This is a genomic window from Erythrobacter sp. S259, from assembly GCF_057364965.1.
The window spans coordinates 2,252,501-2,273,463 of the sequence record NZ_CP200286.1 but is presented as its reverse complement, the minus strand read 5'-3'; the positions used below and the strand labels follow the sequence as shown (position 1 = coordinate 2,273,463).

25 protein-coding genes (1 of these 25 cut by a window edge) are annotated in these 20,963 nt (G+C 58.2%); 13 read left to right on the top strand and 12 right to left on the bottom strand.

The features are described from left to right. Positions 1-706: 706 nt before the first annotated feature. Positions 707-1,675 (top strand): OmpA family protein, encoded by a 969-nt coding sequence (locus tag AC0V60_RS10830; protein WP_486178473.1) that lies wholly within the window; start codon positions 707-709, stop codon positions 1,673-1,675. A 338-nt stretch (positions 1,676-2,013) separates the two neighbouring features. On the opposite strand, the gene AC0V60_RS10825 is transcribed toward AC0V60_RS10830, so the two are convergent. The 7 genes from AC0V60_RS10825 to AC0V60_RS10795 form a co-directional block, all read right to left on the bottom strand. After that, positions 2,014-2,637: a riboflavin synthase gene (locus AC0V60_RS10825; protein ID WP_486178472.1), complete on the bottom strand. Its 624-nt coding sequence runs from the start codon at positions 2,635-2,637 to the stop codon at positions 2,014-2,016. 28 nt (positions 2,638-2,665) lie between these two features. Next, positions 2,666-3,613, bottom strand: coding sequence for a bifunctional diaminohydroxyphosphoribosylaminopyrimidine deaminase/5-amino-6-(5-phosphoribosylamino)uracil reductase RibD (ribD, locus tag AC0V60_RS10820; protein ID WP_486178471.1), 948 nt, complete (start codon positions 3,611-3,613; stop codon positions 2,666-2,668). Between the two features lie 29 nt (positions 3,614-3,642). Next, positions 3,643-4,149 carry a hypothetical protein gene (locus tag AC0V60_RS10815; RefSeq protein WP_486178470.1) on the bottom strand — a complete coding sequence of 169 codons (507 nt, stop codon included), beginning with the start codon at positions 4,147-4,149 and terminating at the stop codon, positions 3,643-3,645. A gap of 45 nt (positions 4,150-4,194) precedes the next feature. Beyond that, on the bottom strand, positions 4,195-4,857 hold the full coding sequence (locus tag AC0V60_RS10810) for a DUF4402 domain-containing protein (RefSeq protein WP_486178469.1): 663 nt from the start codon (positions 4,855-4,857) through the stop codon (positions 4,195-4,197). A gap of 103 nt (positions 4,858-4,960) precedes the next feature. Beyond that, positions 4,961-5,698, bottom strand: coding sequence for a M48 family metallopeptidase (locus AC0V60_RS10805; RefSeq protein ID WP_486178468.1), 738 nt, complete (start codon positions 5,696-5,698; stop codon positions 4,961-4,963). A 3-nt stretch (positions 5,699-5,701) separates the two neighbouring features. After that, positions 5,702-6,169 carry a YcgN family cysteine cluster protein gene (locus AC0V60_RS10800; protein ID WP_486178467.1) on the bottom strand — a complete coding sequence of 156 codons (468 nt, stop codon included), beginning with the start codon at positions 6,167-6,169 and terminating at the stop codon, positions 5,702-5,704. Further along, the gene (locus AC0V60_RS10795; protein ID WP_486178466.1) at positions 6,157-6,762 is read right to left on the bottom strand and encodes an SCO family protein; all 606 of its coding nucleotides are present in this window, start codon (positions 6,760-6,762) and stop codon (positions 6,157-6,159) included. Before AC0V60_RS10795 ends, AC0V60_RS10800 begins: the two co-directional genes overlap by 13 nt. Before the next feature lie 95 nt (positions 6,763-6,857). Between AC0V60_RS10795 and AC0V60_RS10790 the strand changes: the two genes are divergently transcribed. From AC0V60_RS10790 to AC0V60_RS10765, 6 genes are all read left to right on the top strand, one after another. Next, entirely contained in the window at positions 6,858-7,520 is a 663-nt protein-coding gene (locus AC0V60_RS10790) for an ankyrin repeat domain-containing protein (RefSeq protein WP_486178465.1), read from the top strand. Between the two features lie 37 nt (positions 7,521-7,557). Beyond that, a complete protein-coding gene (locus AC0V60_RS10785) occupies positions 7,558-8,235 on the top strand; it encodes a COQ9 family protein (protein ID WP_486178464.1) in 678 nt (225 codons plus the stop codon). Positions 8,236-8,373: 138 nt separating this feature from the next. Continuing rightward, positions 8,374-8,946, top strand: a complete 573-nt coding sequence (gene ssb, locus AC0V60_RS10780; RefSeq protein ID WP_486178463.1) for a single-stranded DNA-binding protein — start codon at positions 8,374-8,376, stop codon at positions 8,944-8,946. Continuing rightward, entirely contained in the window at positions 8,946-9,617 is a 672-nt protein-coding gene (locus tag AC0V60_RS10775; protein ID WP_486178462.1) for an HAD family hydrolase, read from the top strand. The genes ssb and AC0V60_RS10775 overlap by 1 nt, the downstream gene beginning before the upstream one ends. Positions 9,618-9,696: 79 nt before the next feature. Beyond that, positions 9,697-10,113: a hypothetical protein gene (locus tag AC0V60_RS10770; protein WP_486178461.1), complete on the top strand. Its 417-nt coding sequence runs from the start codon at positions 9,697-9,699 to the stop codon at positions 10,111-10,113. Then, the gene (locus tag AC0V60_RS10765) at positions 10,110-10,319 is read left to right on the top strand and encodes a helix-turn-helix transcriptional regulator (protein ID WP_486178460.1); all 210 of its coding nucleotides are present in this window, start codon (positions 10,110-10,112) and stop codon (positions 10,317-10,319) included. The genes AC0V60_RS10770 and AC0V60_RS10765 overlap by 4 nt, the downstream gene beginning before the upstream one ends. Before the next feature lie 10 nt (positions 10,320-10,329). Here the strand turns inward: AC0V60_RS10765 and AC0V60_RS10760 are convergent, their stop codons facing one another. Then, complete coding sequence (locus AC0V60_RS10760; protein ID WP_486178459.1) at positions 10,330-10,908, bottom strand: YceD family protein; 579 nt, start codon at positions 10,906-10,908, stop codon at positions 10,330-10,332. Then, positions 10,905-11,432: a ubiquinol-cytochrome C chaperone family protein gene (locus AC0V60_RS10755; RefSeq protein WP_486178458.1), complete on the bottom strand. Its 528-nt coding sequence runs from the start codon at positions 11,430-11,432 to the stop codon at positions 10,905-10,907. The genes AC0V60_RS10760 and AC0V60_RS10755 overlap by 4 nt, the downstream gene beginning before the upstream one ends. Before the next feature lie 367 nt (positions 11,433-11,799). On the opposite strand from AC0V60_RS10755, the gene AC0V60_RS10750 reads away from it, so the two are divergent. From AC0V60_RS10750 to AC0V60_RS10725, 6 genes are all read left to right on the top strand, one after another. Then, positions 11,800-12,180, top strand: coding sequence for an outer membrane protein assembly factor BamE (locus tag AC0V60_RS10750; RefSeq protein ID WP_486178457.1), 381 nt, complete (start codon positions 11,800-11,802; stop codon positions 12,178-12,180). 115 nt (positions 12,181-12,295) lie between these two features. Then, entirely contained in the window at positions 12,296-12,871 is a 576-nt protein-coding gene (gene hslV, locus AC0V60_RS10745; RefSeq protein ID WP_486178456.1) for an ATP-dependent protease subunit HslV, read from the top strand. A gap of 12 nt (positions 12,872-12,883) precedes the next feature. After that, positions 12,884-14,185: an ATP-dependent protease ATPase subunit HslU gene (hslU, locus tag AC0V60_RS10740; RefSeq protein WP_486178455.1), complete on the top strand. Its 1,302-nt coding sequence runs from the start codon at positions 12,884-12,886 to the stop codon at positions 14,183-14,185. Continuing rightward, positions 14,182-14,592, top strand: coding sequence for an ACT domain-containing protein (locus tag AC0V60_RS10735; protein WP_486178454.1), 411 nt, complete (start codon positions 14,182-14,184; stop codon positions 14,590-14,592). Before hslU ends, AC0V60_RS10735 begins: the two co-directional genes overlap by 4 nt. Before the next feature lie 68 nt (positions 14,593-14,660). Next, entirely contained in the window at positions 14,661-15,584 is a 924-nt protein-coding gene (locus AC0V60_RS10730) for a M16 family metallopeptidase (RefSeq protein WP_486178453.1), read from the top strand. Then, on the top strand, positions 15,584-17,515 hold the full coding sequence (locus AC0V60_RS10725; RefSeq protein ID WP_486178452.1) for a M16 family metallopeptidase: 1,932 nt from the start codon (positions 15,584-15,586) through the stop codon (positions 17,513-17,515). Before AC0V60_RS10730 ends, AC0V60_RS10725 begins: the two co-directional genes overlap by 1 nt. Before the next feature lie 12 nt (positions 17,516-17,527). Here the strand turns inward: AC0V60_RS10725 and AC0V60_RS10720 are convergent, their stop codons facing one another. The 3 genes from AC0V60_RS10720 to AC0V60_RS10710 form a co-directional block, all read right to left on the bottom strand. Beyond that, positions 17,528-19,369: an ABCB family ABC transporter ATP-binding protein/permease gene (locus AC0V60_RS10720; RefSeq protein ID WP_486178451.1), complete on the bottom strand. Its 1,842-nt coding sequence runs from the start codon at positions 19,367-19,369 to the stop codon at positions 17,528-17,530. A gap of 48 nt (positions 19,370-19,417) precedes the next feature. Further along, positions 19,418-20,419 carry an aspartyl protease family protein gene (locus AC0V60_RS10715; protein ID WP_486178450.1) on the bottom strand — a complete coding sequence of 334 codons (1,002 nt, stop codon included), beginning with the start codon at positions 20,417-20,419 and terminating at the stop codon, positions 19,418-19,420. A gap of 69 nt (positions 20,420-20,488) precedes the next feature. Further along, positions 20,489-20,963: the end of a lipopolysaccharide biosynthesis protein gene (locus tag AC0V60_RS10710; RefSeq protein ID WP_486178449.1), read on the bottom strand. The gene runs 1,133 nt beyond the window's last position; the window shows 475 of its 1,608 coding nt (coding positions 1,134-1,608); the start codon falls outside the window, past its right edge — the gene reads right to left on this strand; it ends in the stop codon at positions 20,489-20,491.

Below are 20,963 nucleotides of genomic sequence, written 5' to 3'. Positions count from 1 at the left end.
CGCAAAAATGAACAGATGCGCAAGGCCGCATCCCCGGTCGCGGCATTAACCCCGATATCCGGTCTATTCCCTCGCTGCTGAAAGGAAAATACAAACCAGTTGGGAGCAATTCGCCTCCACAGATGGGGGTTTGTCCTGATGTACGCATTGGCCCTCTTTGCAACCCTATCGGACGACAAGCGTGCGAGGGTTTGGGTTATGCCACAGATCAGGAAGGCAGCGGCATGGGTGATGAACTCAGGCAAACATGAGACTCATCAAAGGTGAGACCCGGTTCAAGCGACTCGGGCAAAAGAGGTAGGAGCGCGGGGGCGCGCGGGGGCTGTGCCCCTCACGCGCCCTTTTTGCGATGGTTCGCGAGGCGCGCTGTACACGAGACGCGCCGGGCAAACTTTAAATCCGCTCACCGCACACCTGCCACCAGATAACCGTACAGACTATCGTTTTTCTGCTCTTGTTCATCTGGGTGCAAGGTTAACACGATCATTTCTTTCGCTTCGCAGAGGTTTGGGTGAGCTTTTGCGAATGCGATGATTTTTTGACGAGCATCGCAAGTTAACCGATTTTGCGTGGGGGGAGGGCATATCGACCCGCAAACGCCTATCGGCGTGGCGGCGTGAAAACCGGTGGCTTGATAGATGCCAACGGTGTTTTCTCGCCGAATTATAAATGATGACTGATAACAATGCTTTAAGGAGCAAACGTGATGAAGTTGACCCCTAAGACCCTGCTGATTGCAGGGGCATTTTCCCTCCCGCTTGTAGGCGGAGTGTTTGCGAGCGGAGCGGCGGCGCAAGATGTGCGCCCGGTCCCTGCTACTCAACCCGAAGTTCTCACCACCGTCACGGCCCCGAGCCCTGGTGCGCTGGGCGACCTTGTTGTTGGGCCTGAGATTGAAGGCTTTATTTCGGCGCGACGCGGCGACCGTGTCGAAGTGACCAAACCGGATGGCAGCACGGTTGCTTTGGCAGTGACCGAAGAAACCCGCATCCTTGCAAAGGGCGGCTTTCTTGGTCTTGGCACCACAGCCCTTGGCTCTGATGCGTTGCTCGATGGACTTCCCGTGAAGGTCGCGACCCGTGAGTGGACCGGCGGTCTTGCCGCAGAACGCATTCGTTTTTCAGGAAGCGACTACGAAACCGCCTTGTTGGTTGCACAAGGGACCAATGGCCGTTTTACGCGTAATGAAGCGATGATCGGCGAGAATGCCGCAGGCGTTGAAGCCAATGCGATTGCAACCGAGCAATTGCGCGGGCGCTTTGGCGATATTGATCAATACAACGTCAAATCGACAACCAAGGTCTATTTCGGATCAGGCCGCTCTAGCCTGACGCCGGATGCGCGCGGTGAGCTGTGCAATGCCGCAGCGCAGGCAGACCAAATCGACAACGCACTGCTTTTGGTAGTGGGCTACACCGATTCCACAGGCAGTCAGGAAGTGAACCAGCGTCTTTCTGAAAAGCGCGCCGGCAATGTTGTGAACTACCTTCAGCAGCAATGCGGCTGGGCTCCTTACCGGATGCTCACTCCGACCGGCTTTTCAGAATCGAATCCGGTCGCTGACAATTCGACCTCGCAAGGAAAAGCGCAAAACCGCCGCGTTGAGGTGAATGTTCTCGTCTCGAAAAGCGTCGATGGTTATGATAGTTCTCCGGACCGCATGTCGCGCAGATAATCGCGCAAACCACTCGAATTGCACTGCGAGGGCGGGGCGCTTAACTGCGCTCCGCCCTTGCTCGTTTTGGAACAGAAATGACATTATTGTTCGGTGTGAGCATTATTGCCTTGGCCACAGCTGTTCCGGCTGCGGCTCAAAGCCAGAGCAAAGTCTCGCAGACCGGAACCGTTGTTGAGGCCGGTATCGATCAGATCGGCGAAGGCGCAAGCTCAAGCGTCAACCAAAGCGGCCTCCGCACCACTGCGACCACTGCGCAAACGGGCGTTTGCAACATCGCTCGCTACGAACGGCTCGGCCATTGTTACCCAGTAAAGTGCGCAGCCTGCGCGACAGGCTTAGTTTTGCGCAGCGAGGCCCTGCATCCGCTTCAAATACCGAGCCAGCACATCAATCTCGAGATTAACTTCTGATCCCGCCTTAAGCTCGCCCAGCGTTGTTACTTCGGCGGTGTGCGGTATGATGTTGAGCATAAAGTCGCATGCGCCGTCCGCTTGGTCGCGGACCTCATTCACGGTGAGCGACACGCCGTTCACCGTGATCGACCCTTTGCCCGCAATATAGGGAGCCATGTCTTTGGGTGCGCGGATGATGAGCTTCCAGCTGTCGCCGACCACCTCGCCAGAGATGACTTCACCAACGCAATCGACATGGCCAGTGACGATATGACCGCCAAGTTCATCTCCAAGGCGTAAGGAAGGTTCAAGGTTAAGCTTTGCGCCTTCTTCCCACATCCCCGCATGGGTGCAGCTGACTGTCTCGCCGGAAACATCAACATCGAACCAGGCACCGCCCGCCTCACCGCCTTTGGCAACCACCGTCAGGCACACGCCAGAACATGCAATCGAGGCGCCGATGTCGATGCGCGCTGGATCAAAGGGCGCGGTGATCCGCAGGCGCAAGTCGCCGCGCTTTTCGGCGTGTGACACCGTGCCTATAGCGGTGACGATACCTGTGAACATGTGACGAAACTCCTGTTGCCGGCGAAAATCAGCGAAGACGCCGATAGAGTGTGAAATCGTCGCTGCCAAGCTGCCGCGTTTCGATTAGCTGCCAGCGCTCATGCGCGCCTGCTAGCGTTTCAAGGCCGATGTCGCCGAGCGCGCTTAGGCCTTTACCGATCACAATTGGCGCGCGGTAGAGGTGGATTTCATCGACGAGATCTTCGGCAAGAAAACTTGCTGCCGCCTGCGCGCCTCCCTCCACATAAAGCGTTTGGGCGCCTTTAATTGCACCAATCTGCTGCGGCTCATTGATGACCCGCACACCGTCAGGCGCAACGCCTCTTGAAAGCAGCACTCGTTCAGGCGAGCGGTCCTCGAGGCCGGGGAGGCGCACGTCAAGCCGGGGCTTATCCGCCCGCCAAGTGCCGCCGCCGACCAGGATTGCGTCCTGGCGGGCCCGCTGCGCATGGACGTGTGCCCGTGCCTCATCGCCGGTGATCCACCGGCTGGTCCCATCGGCCATCGCGATCTGTCCATCAAGGCTTGTCGCCAGTTTGAGCGTCACATAGGGCCGTCCGAGCGCCTCGCGGGTGAGAAATCCTTTCAGGCTTTCGCGTGAGGCCTCATCATCCAGCAGCAGCACTTCAATCCCGGCTTTGCGCAGGCGTTCCATCCCTTTGCCATTGGTGCGCGGGTCAGGGTCGAGCTGGCCGATCACCAAAGTGTCAGGTCTCGCATCCGCGACAAGGTCGGCGCAAGCTGGCCCCCGCGCCGAACGGTGCGCGCACGGTTCAAGCGTGACGTACATGGTAGTGCCCCTCGCTCCGCCATCGCCCAGGCGCTCAAGGGCAACGGCTTCTGCGTGAGGGCGGCCGCCTCGCTGGGTCATCCCGCGCGAGACGACGCGGCCCTTTTTCACAAGGATCGCTGCGACCCCGGGATTGGGACTGCACATGGGATAAGTGCGCAGCGCATAACGCGCGGTCGCCGCCATCCATTCAGGATGAGTGGGGCCTGCTGAAACTATGGCGCGGGGCTTTCTTGCGGGGAACCAGTGGGCACATCCGCGCCTTGAGCGCCGCTTTCATCCTCGCCGCTTGGCGCAAGCAAGGCATCGAGTTCAGCCTGCCGCTCAGCTTCTTCAGCTGCGCGCGCCTCGCGCCCGCGGCGGTCGATCTCCTCAACATCCATACCCGCCGCTGCTCCAAGCGCCTTATACAGCTCGCGCTTACGTTCAGCCATATCCTCGCGCGCGGCCTCGCGCAGCTCCTTCACCTCTTGGTTGGCGAGGTTGGATGCCATGATCTCTTCGTCTGACCGGTCAGGCGCAAAGGTGGTGATATAGGTGATCGAGGGCCGCTCCGGGTCTTTGTAGACCGTCTCCCCCGACAGCCACCAGAAGATGAGCCCGAACGGCATCATCGAGAGCAAAAGCAAGGGGACGCGGTAAGGGTTGGGCTTCCGGAATTCATTCCAGAAGTCAGCGATCCCTGGCGCTGGATTAAAGCGTGATTTGGCAAGACGGCTCATATCGCTGATCAATATAAGCCGTCAGGCAGGCGAACGCCAGTGGGCTTAAGGGTATTCGACGGTGATCGGCACGCGGCCGCGTAAATTTCCTGCTGATTGCTGCTTTGAGCTGAGCACCAGTGTCGCGGAAAAGCTAAACTCCAATCGGCCATAGCTATCGAGCACGGGGAAGGTGTCCACGTCCATCACAAAATCGCGGATCAACGCATCGCCGCCTTGTCCATCGCGCATTGCGACTTCGCTCGGCAGATTGATCATGACCTGCTGAAACGGCGCGCCTGTGATGATGGCGCGGCCTGTAAACGGCATACCGCCAAGATCATCGACATCGCCGATCAGGGTTTTCTTGCCAGTGGCCAGATCGAGCACAACCTGACCCTCGCCGTCGCCCAAAAGGACGATGCGGCCAAAATCAATGTCGCTCTCAATGGTGATGTCGAGCCGCTCACAATTGGGCCGGCTGGCCGCGTTGCCTGCGCTGTTAGTGTTGTTGGATTTGTCCCCGCCGTTTCCATTGCCGCCGTTTCCATTGCCGCCATTTCCATTGCCGGTGTTTCCGTTGCCGCGGCATCCCGGAGGCAGGTCGCAATTGGGGCAATTGCCCTGCGCTTTGGCAGGAGTCATCAATGGTGATGCGGGCACCAACAAAGAGGCAGACATGCCAGCAAGTGCCAGCGCGCCTGCCCCGATGGTGGTACCAAAACGCAAGGACCAGAAAGCGTTTCCTCGAAACATGAATGCAATCTAAGTGGGTAAGGTTAATCAAACCCTACCGCGCGACACTCAATTACCGGGTGATCATGTGCGAACCTTATCCAAAGCTTGAATACAGCGCGCGTCCATTGGTTTTGAGCCATGCGTCCGCGGTTTTGATATCGCCCTCGTAAATCGAACCAAGCAGCGCGTGGAATGCGGGCGAATGATCAAAGTGCACAAGATGCGCCGTTTCATGCGCGGCCACGGATCGGCGCACAAAATCGGGCGCCTGAACAAGGCGCCAATTGAGCCGAATGCGCTTCGTGCCTGCCGCGCCCCCATCCGAACAGCTGCCCCAACGCTTTTGAGCGCGCGATATGCCGACAGGCACTGGGTCTAAAGACGCCGCCTTGGTGTAGTCGTCAATATCGCCTTCAAAAAGCGCAAGCGCCTCTTGTTCAAGCCAGCGTTTGAGCCGGGTCTCGATACTGGTTTGAGGCCCGCCCAAAGCAATCACCTCGCCCTTAACCGCCGGTTTCCTTGGCGCGTTTCTGTCCCAGACCACTTGCATATTCTGCCCGCGGTACTGGATATTGCTGCCATCACCCGGTGTTTGGCGCTGCGGGATTTTGCCCCATTGCTCGGCAAGCCAATCAGCGCGCGAATGGGCAAAGGCGATGGCCTCAGCGGTGCGTGCCCATTTAGGCAAGGTAATCCGCACCTCGCTCCCATCGGCCGCAAGCCGCATCGTCAATCGCTTGGCCGCCGCATGCCGTTTGAGCGTGATCGGCACGTTGACGCCGCCAAGCTCAATTTCCGGCTCCAGATGGGATCGCTTTAGCCAGTCGATCACGGCCTAACTGCTCCAATCGACAATATGGTGCTCGAGCGGCCCCGCATCGGTTTCGCTGATCACCCGGCCTGCAACAGATACGCCCGCCTGCACGACATCGCTGCGCTCACCTGTGATGAGGTAATGCCAGCCGGGCAACGCGCGGCCCTCGGCGCGCCTGCGATATGCGCAGGTTGCAGGAAGCCACGGCACATCTTCAACGATAGAAAGCGTGAGGCGCAGGCAATCGGGGACAAACGCCCTGCGATTGCGGTAGTTGCTGCATTGTCCTGTTTGGCAATCAAGAAGCTTGCAAGCGACATTGGTGTCTTCAATCGCGCCGGTGTCCGCGTCTTCGATCTTGTGAAGGCAGCACCGCCCGCACCCATCACACAGCGCCTCCCATTCCGCGCGGGAGAGCTGGTCTAATGGAAGCTCCCAAAACGCCTCACGCAGCTGCGGCGGGGGAGAGGGAGGCGCTACCTTACCCATTTGGCAAGTTCCTGTGCAACAGCATCCGCGCCAAGGTCTTTGGGCAAAGTCGCCAAAGGCTCGCCTGAGGGACCGAACAAATAGGCAATGTCGGAATGGGTCATAAGATAGGCGCCGTTTTGCGAGGGCGTCTCTTTAGAATAAAAGACCGCAAATGCTTTAGCCGCTGCCGCGATCTGTTCTGGCGTGCCGGTGAGGCCGATCAGGTCTTCGGAAAACGCATTGGCAAATTCTCCGACCACCTCCGGCGTATCGCGTTCTGGATCTATGGTGACAAAAATGGGCTGTATTCCCGCTCCAAGCTCGGGCTCCTGCTCGGTGAACTGATTGAGCCCTTGGATAGTGCGCTGCACGTCTGTGGGGCACACATCAGGGCAGTAGGCATAGCCAAAATAGACTATCCGGTACTGACCATTAAAATCGTCCCAGCGCACAGTTTCACCGTTCTTGTCGATCAGCTCAAAATCACCGCCGATTGCAGCGCCGGTAAGCGGCGGCTCGCCGTAATCGGTTTCGGCTGATCCGCAGGCGCCTAAGGCGAGGAGAGCGGATAAAGCGAGCAAGAAACGGGAGGGCTTGGCGTGAATGTTCATGGTCTGCTAATTGCCTATTCAACATTGGGGCATGAAACGCTTGGGAACATTCCCTATATGCGTGAGTCTGACAGGAAATGCGGAAGGTGAAAAGCGTGGGTTTGGTAAGTGTTCGCAATTTAGGGTTTGGAGCGCGGATTGCCACGGTCCGGTTGGCGGGACTGCTGCTTGCGGGGCTGTTTGCATTGAGCGCGCTTGCGCCCGTCTCAGCGCAAATCGGCCAATCGGAGGGGTACAAATTCCTCAAAGCTGTCAAGGATCGCGACGGCAACCTTGCCACCGAGATGCTGAGCGAGCCCGGCACGCAAATCGCCAATACGCGCGACATCACCTCTGGTGAGACAGGCCTCCATATTGTCACTTTGCGCCGTGATACGCTTTGGGTTCGTTTTCTCCTCCAAAAAGGAACCAACCCCAATATCGCAAATCGCAAAGGTGAAACCCCACTCCAGATTGCTGTTCGGATGAATTTTAACGAGGGCGTTGAAGAGCTTATCGAAGGCGGGGCCGATGTTGATATCGCTGACAGTCAGGGGGAGACACCCCTGATGACCGCCGTGCACCAGCGCAACGTGGCATTGGTGCGCCAATTGCTCGCAGATGGGGCTGACCCTGATGTCAATGACAATACCGGACGCTCGGCGCGTGACCATATGCTTCGGCTGAGTTCAAACACGCTTTTGCTGCGCGAATTCGAGAACGCGGATAAGGAGCGCGAGGGCAAGGACAAGCCAAAGCAGTACGGCCCCACCTTCTAAAACCCCTTTGAGCCTCTCTCCTTAGGACACATGCGCCATGACCTCCTCTCCAGAATTTGCCGATATGACGCTTGATGAGCTGCGTTTGGCGCTCGCTCCTGAAATTGCGGCATCGGCGGTGTTTGATGGGTGGAATGAGACAGCGCTTGAGGCGGCCGCTGACATGGCGGGCGCGGACGTGGATGTGGCAAGACTTGCCTTTCCCAAGGGCCGATCTCAAGCGATGGATATGATCGAGGCGTGGGTCGCTAGCGTTGACAGCCAAATGGAAGACGCATGGCCTGCAGAGCGTCTGGGTGAACTTAAAATCCGCGAGCGTATTCGCACGCTGGTGGCTTTCCGGCTTGAGGCGGTGGAGCATGTCGATGAAGCGGTGCGCCGCGCTATGTCGATCATGGCGATGCCGCAAAATGCGGCCCGCTCGCTTCAACTGGGCTGGCGTTCTGCTGACATTATGTGGCGTTTGGCAGGCGATACGGCGACCGACTACAATCACTACACCAAGCGGGCGATCTTGGCAGGCATTTATTCCGCAACGCTCGCGGTGTTCGTCAATGATGAGAGCGAGGGCAAGGTCAAAACCCACGAGTTTCTGGGCCGCCGTATCGACGGCGTCATGAAGTTTGAGAAAGCCAAAGCGCAATTTCTCAATGGGGACACCGAGTTGCCAAGCCTATCGCGCTTTTTGGGGCGGCTGCGCTACCCTTCGCGTTAAATCTTTGAAACTGGAAGTGGGTAAACGCCTGGCACAGCTCGCCAGCCGTTTCAGCGTGTCCTATGAAGACGCTACAGATTCGCAGTTCGTCAGCTGCACGGCCAATTCCACGGCCCATTTTACGGGAGACACGACGCCATGGCAGGTTCGCTTAACAAAGTAATGCTGATCGGCAATCTGGGGGCAGACCCCGAAATCCGTAGCTTCCAGAACGGTGGCCGTGTCGCAAACCTGCGCATCGCGACCTCGGAAAACTGGAAAGACAAAAACACCGGCGAACGCCGCGAGAAGACCGAGTGGCACACGGTTGCTATTTTCTCTGACGGCCTTGTGAATGTGGTCGAACGCTACCTCAAAAAAGGCTCCAAGGTTTTCGTTGAGGGCAAGCTGCAAACCCGCAAATGGCAGGACCAAAACGGCAATGACCGCTATTCCACCGAGGTGGTGATCCAAGGCCTTGGCGGCACGCTCACCATGCTCGACGGCGCTAGCGGCGGCGGCGGCGGAGGAGGTCAAGGCGGCGGCGGCGGTGGCGGCTGGAACCAAAGCGGCGGCGGTGGTCAGGGCGGCGGCGGCCAAGGTGGCGGCGGCTGGAACCAAGGCGGAGGCGGCTCTGGCGGTGGCTCGGGCGGCGCAAGCAGCGGTTCAGGCGGCGGCGCTGGTGGATCTGGCGGCGGCTACGACGATCTGGACGATGATATTCCGTTTTGATGCAGCTTACTGACTGTGAGGCTCTGATCTTTGACAGCGATGGGGTTCTGGTCGATTCAGAAGTCATCCACATAGCGGCCGAGCGTGAGCTACTTGCCGAGATTGGGCTGACGTATGACTATGCGACCTATGTGTCGCGCTTTGTTGGTCTCTCAAATCCCGACTTTTATGCTGCATTGCGGGCCGACTATGCCGCGCAATATGCAGGCCATTTTCCAGACGATTTTGGCCAGCGTCTTACGGCGCGCATTTGGCCTCGAATGGAGGCAGAGCTGAAGCCAATTGACGGCGTGGCGGACCTTGTTCGCGCGTTTGACGGTGAGGTTGCGGTTGCTTCCTCTGCCCCATTTGCAAGGCTCAAAGCCAAACTGACTATCACAGGTTTGGTCGACCTGTTCGAACCGCATCTTTACTCGGCGGACCACGTCGCAAACGGCAAGCCTTCGCCAGATCTCTTCCTGCATGCGGCCAAGCAACTTGGAGTACAGCCGCAGAACTGCGCTGTGATTGAGGACAGTATCAACGGGGTCAGAGCCGCGAGCGCTGCTGGTATGTTCGCAATTGGATTTACTGGTGGTGGGCATGCAGATGCAGGCTTGGCAGGCAGGTTAACTGCAAATGGTGCGAGCCTCTTGGTTGACAACCATTTTGAGTTGCTAAACAGACTTTAACTCCTCCAAAAGTAAAAATGTTTTGACATTCGATCATTTCCAAATGTATATATCTTTTTACATTCTTGGGAGATGTCCTATGTTGATTTCGAAATATGATCGGCGTCAGTGGAGCTACTTTGCACTGTGTGTAGCCCTGATGCTCCCTTTTGGCCTTTTTGCTGGATATGCGCTGCGTACAGACTTGTTTGGTGACAACATCTGGCTGGCCTTTGGTGTGCTTCTCGCCTTGGGAGCTGGTGTGTGGTCGATAAATCTCTTGTGGTGGCGCAGTCTTGATGATGTCCATCAGCACGGCCTGATGAGCGGCTGGTATCATGGCGGCTTTTTCGGTGCTTTTGCTTTCCTGCTCTGGATGATCGCGAACAAAGCGCACAAGTCGGACTATGGCGAAGGGGCAATGCACATGTTCTTCGCTCAGGTTATTGCAGGTTTTGCGATGTATCTGTGGTGGAAATGGCGCGGAAGCACTTCGTCTAAAGGAAAAGCAGAGTGAAGAACCGCCTTCGCGAACTCAGAAAAGCGCGCGGTCTCAATCAGGCGGATTTGGCAGATGCACTGGGTATATCGCGCCAGACGATCATAGGTATTGAGGCGGACAAATATGATCCCTCACTTCCCATAGCCTATCAGCTGGCTGCGCATTTTGACGTCGCCGTAGAGGATTTGTTCTTCAACCCATGGCGGGAAGGGGAAGCTTGATCCTCCAGCTTCAATCCTTCGCCAGTCCCCGCAGCATATCGGCAAGCGGGCCTTCTTGTTCGCCTTCGCGCGCAATGCCCGCTTTCCTGCGCGCTTCATCTGCGCCCGGGCCTTCGGCGTAAGGATCAATCGCAAGGCCTAAGGTCTGCGCGACGGCCTCGCCCAGGTCAAAAGCGTCGCCTGAATATTCGATCTCATCGCAAGTTTGGGCGTCCAGCTCAATTTCAATGCCTGCCCCGGACGCCGATCCAGGGTCGCCGTCCTCACCGGCCGCCCAATCAAGCGCGCCTTGCTCTACAAAACGCAGATCAAGCGTTTCTTCGATTTGTGCGGGAAAATCTTCGCCCGAAATCGCGCAGGATTGCCGGATTGCAGCTTTCAATGTGCCGACCGCGCGGATGGCTGACCCGCGGTGTTCGACGTCCACTTCGGCACGCAAAGTGTCGATGCCGGGAAGACCGAATCGGGCCGCTAGCGCAGCGCGTTCGCCAGCATCTGCCTCAATCAGGACAGGCTCAGCGGGGAGCCCTTTCACTTTGATCAGGCGTTCCAGTTCGCTGGTCAATTGAGTGGTTGGAACCTCGTTCATTCAATCCCGCTCGCGTTCAAAATCACTTTGTCATCATAACTCGCAAGACGCTGCGACAAAGCCAGAAGCTCGCGCGCGATCCCGGCGCTGCATGCGGCCTCATCCGCGCCCGCGCTAAAGGTGGTGTTGCGCGCGATTGCCTCTGTGAGTTTCGCCTCATCCTTGTTGGTAAAGGCGGGGCGGTACGATCCAAGCCGCCCGCCAAGCACGCTCATCAACCGGCCAACGCGTTTGCCGATCACCACATCATTGACGCCAAACTGGCGCAATTGTCCGTCCATATCTTCGACAAACAGCTCAGCAAGAAGCGCGCTTTCCGCTCGCATTTCGGAGGCCTCAATACGCACCATGACCGCGCACAGGACAGCGGTGATCATATCAAAGCGGCCCGCAACAGTGTCTGCAACCCTATGCTCAGCATAAAATTTGGGATCACGGGCAAGTTCCACCACCCGGTGCCATAAGGGGCGCACAGCCTCGCGCGGGTCCGGGCCGGTGCCAAGCAGGCGGGAGAGAAACGACATGATTTCCTTTCGTTTGATGCTCTAAACGGTTTGTATGCAGTTGCAGTTCCGAAAGTGCGCGCAAGCTACGGCCGGAACACGCATTCAGCCACAATTCACGCGGCCGGATGCAGCAGTTTTGCCTGAAGGTACATTGCCAGCGCCCGTTCCACCGCTTAAGGCGTTAGCAAGCGATATAGGCCGCTTGTTCGATGCAGCAAGTGGCCAGGTCAGCGCAATGTATCAAGACAACGTCAGAACGGGATTGAATTCAAGCTCATGCGTGCAACAGCTTTACTGCCTGCCAAAACCATCAAAATTGCAGCGATTAGCGTGGCTGTACTGGCCATGGCAGGGTGCTCTTCAATCCGCGAGATCGCGCGGGTTTGTGAATGATCCTTTGCTGGTGCGCACCGTTCAGCCGGGCATCGACAATCGCCGCTCGGTCGAAGGCACCTTGGGCCGTCCGACCTATGAAAGCCAATATGGCGAGAAAACCTGGTATTACATCTCCAGCGTCACAGGACGCCGCCCTTTTGTGCGCCCGCGCATCCGCGAGCATTCTGTGTTGACGGTGCGGTTTGACGATGCTGGCAATGTCGCCTCGGTTGAGACCAAGGGCGTTGAAGAGGTTGTCTATTTGCAGCCCGATGGTGACAAAACGCCGACCCTTGGCCGTGAGCGCAGTTTCCTTGAAGATTTGTTCGGCAATATCGGACAGGTTGGCGGCGCTGGTGTGGGCGGCCCCGGCGGCCCCGGCGGTCCGTAAATCGGTCTGACAGGCAGACCTTTGCGTGAGCCTCGCGGTCGGCTTTGGGGTTAGCCGTGGTATGCACCTTCAGGCAGCGTCTTGACGCATTAATCCTGCCCCCCATATTCGGGTTATGAACGATAAAGCGGCACACCACGGCCTTGTACAGTGGCACGGCACCACCATCATCGGCGTAAAGCGCGGCGGCAAAATCGTTGTGGCGGGTGATGGTCAGGTTTCCATGGGCAACACCGTGATGAAGCCCAATGCGCGCAAAGTGCGGCGGATTGGGGCCAATGACGAAAAGGGGCGCGGCAAGGTTGTGGCTGGCTTTGCTGGCGCGACGGCAGATGCCTTCACTCTGTTTGAGCGGCTTGAGACAAAGCTGGAGCAATATTCCGGACAATTGCTACGCGCCGCAGTGGAGCTGGCGAAGGATTGGCGCACCGATAAATATCTGCGCAATCTTGAAGCTCTGATGATTGTTGCTGATGAAGAGAGCTTGCTGGTGCTCACCGGCAATGGCGATGTGCTCGAACCTGAAGGCGGGATTGCGGCGATTGGTTCGGGCGGGAATTATGCTTTGGCTGCGGCCCGCGCGCTTTCCGATTATGAAGAAGACGCCGAACAAATCGCGCGCAAGGCGATGGCTGTCGCCGCCGATATCTGCGTCTTCACCAATGGCAATTTGACGGTCGAAACCGTTTAGGAACTCCTTCACATGGATAATCTCACCCCAAAGGCAATCGTTGCCGCATTGGACGAACACATTATCGGCCAGAAAGACGCCAAGCGCGCTGTTGCCGTGGCGCTGCGCAATCGCTGGCGGCGTCAACGGCTTGGGCCTGAACTCAAGAATGAGGTGACGCCTAAAAACATCCTGATGATCGGCCCAACCGGCTGCGGCAAGACCGAGATCAGCCGCCGCCTCGCCAAACTGGCAGAAGCTCCCTTCGTGAAGGTCGAGGCGACCAAATTCACCGAAGTCGGCTATGTCGGGCGCGACGTGGAACAGATCGCGCGCGACCTTGTCGAAGAGGCGATCCGCCTTGAGAAAGAGCGCCGCCGCGAAGGCGTGCGCGAGGCGGCGAGCGAGGCTGCGATGGAGCGACTGCTCACCGCGCTTGTGGGGGACAACGCATCCGAGGCGACCCGCGAAAGCTTTCGCCAACGCATCGTTCAAAACGCCATGAACGATGTCGAGGTCGAGATCGACATTGCTGAGACCGGCAATGGCATGCCCTTCGATATGGGCAATATGGGCGGCAATATGCAGATGATCGACCTGTCGGACATGATGGGCAAAGCATTCGGCAAGGGCAAAACCAAGAAACAGAAAATGCGCGTGCCAGAGGCGTGGGATAAGCTCGTCGATGAGGAAGCGGACAAACGCCTTGATGACGAAGACGTGAGCCGCACCGCTCTGCAAAATGCAGAAACCAATGGCATTGTGTTCTTGGACGAGATCGACAAAATCGCGGTCTCTGATGTGCGCGGCGGTTCAGTCAGCCGCGAAGGCGTGCAGCGCGATCTCCTACCGCTTATCGAAGGCACGACCGTTGCGACCAAATATGGGCCGATGAAGACCGACCATGTCCTCTTTATCGCATCAGGCGCGTTTCATGTGGCGAAGCCATCCGATATGCTGCCCGAGCTTCAGGGCCGCTTGCCGATCCGCGTGAACCTGCGCGCGCTGACCCAAGCGGATTTCGTGCGCATTCTTTCAGAAACCCGCGCGAACCTTGTGGAGCAATACTCTGCGCTTCTCGGCACGGAGAAGGTCGAACTCGATATTACCGAAGATGCGGTTCAGGCGGTGGCGACCATCGCAGCGCAAGTGAACGAAAGCGTCGAGAATATCGGTGCACGGCGTTTGCAAACGGTCATGGAAAAGCTGCTCGAAGAGATCAGCTTTGAGGCCGAAGAGCATGAGGGCGAGACGGTGAAAGTTGACGCCGCCTATGTGCACGAGCGGCTGGGCGAGCTTGCCGGGGACAGCGATCTGTCGAAATATATTCTGTGAGTGAACAGCCGGTCTCGGCGCTGGGCGATATGCTCGCCGGGATGCAGCCGGAACTTGATCCGGCGCCGCATCGATACGACCGTGTCTCAATGTTTGCGGCCTTCGCATTTGGGTGGCTCTGGCTCATCGGAAGGCGTTTTTGCATCGTTTGGGAGAAAGAGGGAGTCTCGCAGATCATACCCACGACCCAAAGTGATAATGCGCCTTTGTTCGCCAAGATCACGTTGCAGGTATATTCTGACTTGGAGGGCGTGGGCTTTACAGCAGCGGTCTCAACCGCACTCGCAAATGCGGGTATTGCGTGCAACGTGATCGCGGGGGCCTACCACGACCACCTCTTCGTCCCGTGGGAGCGGCGCGATGATGCTATGAACATCTTGCGGGACTTAAGCGCCGGAGCGCAATAACTGCACGGTTGAACTCACCGCTCACTCAGGCTTTAGTGTAAGACGAAGACCGCAACCAAAGGCCCCCAATGCTCCGCACAATTTGTTTCACCAGTGTTATCGCATTGGGAATTGCCACTAGCACCGCCGCACTCGCCGATGATGCCGCGCCAGCGCCCGAAGCGAGCGCGCCTCCGCTCACCGCTCCCAAAATCGACTACACCATGTGGCAGCTCGATAACGGTCTGCGTGTGATCGCCGTGCCAGACGCCGCCACCAGCACAGTCACCACATCGCTGTGGTACGAAATCGGCTCCAAGCATGACCCTGACGGGCGCTCGGGTTTCTCGCATTTGTTCGAACATATCGGCAGCCGCAAGACCGAGAGCATGCCCTACAATATGATATACGGGCTAACGGCCGATGTGGGCGGCACGCGCAACGCGTCCAATTGGATCGACCGCACCAATTATTTTGAGCAAGTCCCCGCAGCTTACCTTGAAACCATGCTGTGGACCCACCGGGAGCGGATGGCGAACCTCGTGGTCGATGAAGAAGTGTTCGAAACTGAGCGCGGCGTCGTAAAAGAAGAGCTGCGCCAACGCGTGCTTGCGCCGCCTTATGGCAGGTTGCAGCGCTATATCCTGCCCGAGAATGCCTATGATGTTCTGCCCCACAGGCGTGCAGGCATCGGCTCGATCGAAGACCTCGATGCTGCAAGCTTCGAAGATGCCCGCGCCTTTTACGAAGCGTATTATGGGCCCGATACCGCCACGCTCATTGTCGCTGGCAATTTTCAAACGGCGAATTTGCGCGGGCTTGTGGACCGGTATTTTGCCGATATCCCGCCGCGCGCTAACCCTGCGCCCACTGCGGCAGCTTCTTACGAACCCGGGCTCGAAGGGCCGCGCACCGTCAATGCAACAGCGCCCAATGTGCCTTTGCCGGTTATCGGGGGGTGTGGAAAGGGCAGTCGATCAATCATCCCGACGCGCCTGCATTGCGCGTGCTGATGACCATAATCAGCGGGGGCGAGAACAACCGGCTCTCCAACGCTCTGGTGCGAAAGGGGCTTGCAGTTCAGGCGGAAGGCAATGCTCCGATGTTTCGCGAAGCGGGCCATATCAGCATTTACGCACTGACACGCCCCGACCAGTTTGACGCTGCGGGAGCGGCGATGGACGAAGAGCTTGCGCGTTTGCGCTCAGCGCTTGTCACGCAAAAAGAGCTGGCCGAGGCAAAGAGTGAGATTGTCGCTGCCTCGCTTCGCCGGCGCGAAACGGCGAGGGGGCGCGCGTTCGAATTGGGCGAGGCGCTTATGGCGAGCGGCGATCCTGATTATGCTGACACTGGCCTTGCTCTTATCACTCAGGTGACCGCGCAAGATGTATTGCGGGTGGCATCGCGGTATCTTGATCCAGAACGCCGGGTGACTGTGACCTATCGCAATGGTCCTGATGACAAAAACTCTTACGCCAACCCTATCCCATTGCCCGATTTCGGACGGCTGCCGCCAGCGTCAGGGGCGATTTTATCGGTCAAACCCGAAAGTGAGCGCGAACTGCCGCCTGCTCCATCAAAGGCCCCGGAAGCTGAAATGCCGCAAATGCTCGAGGCGCAGCTTTCAAACGGTATTCCCGTGATCGCGGCGCAAACGGCCAATGTGCCCATTACCGCTGTCTCCATGGTTTTTCCCGGCGGCAGCAAAACCGATCCGGCAGGCCATGAAGGGATCGCCCAGCTTGCCGCATCGCTCGCAGCGAGCGGTTTTCATGAAAATGATGCACAGAGCATTGCCGCCCGGTTTGAAAGCCTGGGCGCCCGTTTTGATGGGCAAGCCGATGATGATGGCACCACTTTCACACTGACCACGCCGACAGCCAATTTGCCGCAAGCAGGCGCTTTGGCGGCGCAGATTATTAAAGGCGCGCTCTATCCTGATGAGGAATTCCTGCGCGAACGCGCTCGCCAGATTGAAACGCTGCGCGTTACCATGACTGATCCCAGCGGTGTGTCACGCCGCGCGGCCCGCACCGCCGTTTATGGCGATGCGCCTTATGGCAATCACCCAGGGGGCACGCCTGAGAGCCTTGCCGAAATCAATCGCAGCGATCTTCTCTATCACCGCCAGCACTTCTTCCACCCGCGCCGGATGCAGATCGTTGTGTCCGGAGGTCTCGCAGCAGACGAGGCTGTTGCAGCTGCACAAACGATGTTTGGCGACTGGCAGACGCCAAATGCGGTTGGGCGCATTGCCCAAAACGCAAATGGTACGCCTCTCGCGCCGCGAACAATTGTGATCGACATGCCGGGCGCAGGACAGGCCTCTGTCTATGCCGCCATCCGGGCGCCCGCGCGCGGTTCGGCAAATTTCGACGCTCTGCAAGTGGCCAATGCGGTCTTGGGAGGCGGCTCGAGCGGGCGTTTGTTTGAAGAAATTCGAACCAAGCGTTCGCTCTCTTATGGAGCCTATTCACGCATCGAAGGCCACCGCGATGGGTCGCTGCTTACGGCAGCAGCGCAAACCCGCAACGAGACGGCGGCTGAGGTTGCGAAGATCATTCTGGCTGAAATCGGAAAGCTGAACACCGAGGCGCTGGACGAAGAACTTCTTGGCCGCCGGCGCATGTATCTTGAGGGAAGCTATGGCAGGGTGCTTGAAACCAGCGCGGGTTTCAACGTGATTGTATCGGGCCTTTTGCTGCACGGCCTGCCAGCCTCAGATGCGCTGCGCATGTCGCAGCGATTGGCGGGGGCAGATGCGCAGTCGGTGCGCGCTGCGGCGCAGGCGATTATCGACCCCGATCAGGCGACGCTTGTGGTTGTCGGGGATGCGGCTCAGTTCCTTGATGAATTGCGCGCAGTACGAGACAATATCGAAGTGGTGAGCCTAGAGGAGCTGGACTTATCCAGCCCAACCTTGCGTAAAGAGACCGGCCAATAGTACGAACAGGTTCTATTCTGAACTCTCAACCTCGCGGTTCTCTTGGGCTTGTTGGGCCCACATCTCCGCGTAGAGCCCGCCAGCCGCGAGCAATTCGGCATGCGTCCCGCTTTCGCGCAGTGTGCCGTGGTCGAGGACAATAATCCGGTCGGCATCGGCAATCGTTGAAAGCCGGTGGGCAATGGCAATGGTGGTGCGCCCTTTCGCGAGGCGTTTCAAAGTGCCCAAAATCTCCTGCTCGGTGCGGGTGTCCAGAGCGCTGGTGGCTTCATCGAGCAGCAGGATTGGCGGGTTCTTCACCAGCGTTCGCGCGATTGCGACCCGCTGTTTCTCACCGCCTGAGAGCTTAAGGCCGCGCTCGCCCACCATAGTTTCAAACCGGTCGCCGAGCCGCTCGATAAGCGGCATCAGGCTCGCGTCCCGCGCGGCCTGTTCGACCATCGCCTCATCCGCATCTTCCGCGCCGTAAGCGATATTGTAGGCAAGCGTATCATTGAAGAGCACGCTATCCTGCGGAACGATACCGATCGCCGCGCGCACGCTGTCTTGCCGCGTTTCGGCAATGTCCTGTCCGTCGATCAGAATACGCCCACCTTGCGGATCGTAAAAACGGAACAGCAATCGCCCGATGGTGCTTTTGCCCGCGCCCGATGGGCCCACCACGGCAAGCGTTGATCCGGCTGGCACTTCAAACGATAGACCGTTCAAAATCCTCCGGTCGTCTTCATATCCAAAGGTCACATTGTCGAAAGTGATACTGGGCTGAGCAACTTTAAGTGCGGGTGCGCCGGGTTTGTCCTCCACCTCGACGCTGGTGTCGATCAGGGTGAACATCTGCGCCATATCGACAAGGCCCTGGCGGATGGTCCGGTAAACCCAGCCAAGCAGATCAAGCGGGCGGAACAGCTGCATCAGATAGGTGTTCACGAAGACGAGATCGCCCACGGTAAGCTCGCCCTTCGACCAGCCCCAAACGCTGTATATCATAGCGCCGGCCATAAGCGCATTGGTGATGCCGGATTGGACGACGTTGAGAAGCGCGAGAGAGTTTTCCGACTTCATGGCAGCGGCGGCGTAGGCGCGCGCGGCCTGCGAATAGCGTCTTTCCTCGCGGGCCTCAGCGCCGAAATATTTCACCGTTTCAAAGTTCAGGAGCGAGTCCACCGCGCGGTGCAACGCCTGCCCGTCGAGATCGTTCATCTCGCGGCGCAGCTTGGTACGCCACTCGGTGATCGCGCGTGTGGTGACAATGTAGGCGACAACACACAGCGCCGTCGCCGCAACCAGCTCCCAGCCAAAATTGAGATAGAAGATCACGCCCACCGCAATCAGCTCAATCGCGGTGGGGGCAATGTTGAAGAGGAGGAAATAGAGCATCATGTCGATGCTCTTGGTCCCGCGTTCAATGATCTTTGTGACCTCGCCCGTGCGCCGCGTCAGGTGAAAGCGTAAGGACAGGCGGTGGAGCCGGTGAAAAACGTCTTCGGCCAAGCTAAGCGTTGCCATCTGCCCCACGCGCTCGAACACGACATTGCGCAGATTGTCGAATAGGAGCGAGGTGAAGCGGCCCAGCACGTACGCGGCGACCAATGCCATCGCAGCCTGCGCTGCGCCGGACGTATCGTCAAGCGCGCCGGTTCCCTCCATCGCATTGACCGCGCCTTTGTAAGCGAAAGGCAGCGACAGGATTACCGCCTTCGCGAGCAGCACCAGACCCATGGAGATGACGATGCGCCTACGAAGCCCGGGATTATCCTTTGGCCAAAGATAGGGAAGAAACCGCCTTAGCGTCGCCCAGCTTTCTGCATCAGCAAGCTTTGTCGGGCGGTCAGAAGTGGCGGTGTCAGGCGGCATGCGGGCTCCATGTGGAGACCAATGGGACTATCCGCAAGGCCAGCGAGGTCAGGGGCGCAATATGCTGCCCGGACCGCGGCCGCGCGCACGGCGCATTGCGCGGGCAACATCGCGCGGCACATCAAACAGCACGCGCTTTTCAGAAAAGTCTATCGCCACCCGGTCAAAGATCCGCAAATGCTGCATGCCCAGTGCAAGCACCGGCTTATCACCCAGGCCTAGGGCGTCGAATGCGGGTGTGTCCGCGAAGGTAAGCGGCACATTGGTGAGAGCAATCCCCTCGATCTTCAGCGAGCTCACTGTTTGCATCTCGCCTGTCATCTGCACGCCGTTTACATCAGTTGCGATGACCTCTTGAGCGCGTTTGCGGCGGATTTTGTCCTGGAGAGCAAGGCTGCCGATGCTTGCCTGCGCACCGGTGTCAATGATCACCGTCGCGCGCACGCCCTCGACCACGGCATCGGTGATAAGCAATTGCCCAAATTGCTGATTGGCGCGCACGACGATCTCAAAGCCGGACCTGTAATTGTCGATCAAAGAGACATCTTGCACGGCGATTGTCTCTTCACGAAAATCAATCAGCACACGGTAGTCTTGAAGGCTATCAAGCCCCAAAATCCCTTGAGCCCCCACATTTCGTGCATCGAGCACTGGCGAAATAAGGTCGTAGACCGTCTGCTGGCCAAAGCTCATGGAGGCGACTTCCACCAGATTGACAGGGCGGCGACTGGCCATGCCCACCAGTGTCGCCGTGCCCGATGGAGTGAGCATCAATCCTTCATTGATCTGTGAAGTCACCGCCGTCGCCTGGCTGCCGGTGTCAATCATAAAGTCAAAAGGGCCAGCGCCTTCAATCATGACCGGAACAGTGAAACGCCGCGCACGGTCTTGTTCCAGCTCAAGTATCTCGGTTGAAGGGTCGGTGAAGTCCGGGGCGATTGCCTCTGTCTCAAGGTTCTGCACTGTCGCAGGCGGCTCGACGGCAATTGCTGCGGCGCTTGATCCGATAAGGCTCGCGGTGAGCAGCGGTAGGGTGCAAAGAAGGCTCATATCTATTCCTCAAGCGGTCGTCTCGAACCGGGTCATCGTTGTATTGAGGATGGTATCAGACAAGCGCCGCTACCCCAAATCCCTAGGCCGCGTGGACAAATTCAACCCGGTCACGGTTTGAACTTGTCCACGCGGCCTAAGGTGAGCGTTTTGATCTTCAGGCGAGGCTCGCAGAGCTTTTTCTGCATCTGGACTTCGCAGGAGCGCCCAAGTCTCTCGCACGATGCCGCGATAGCCAAACCAGAAGGTAGCGCCATAGATGCCAGCCCCGACAACAGAGCTTTGAACCAAGGCAAGCAGCGGGCTTTCAACCGGAAGCAGCCACTGGACACCCAATACGGCCATCGTCATGGCGGCGCATGCAAGAATAATCGGGGTGAGCGCTGCCCCAAGCGCAAACGGTGTCACCCCAATGCGCGGCAAGGTCACTGTCAAAGTGATCAGGCAAAGCACCGGCGCTGCTATGCCCCATGCATTCACAAGTCCCATGGTTCCGCCGCCGACCCAGGCAAAGAACATCGCCGGGAATACGACCGCGCCTGTA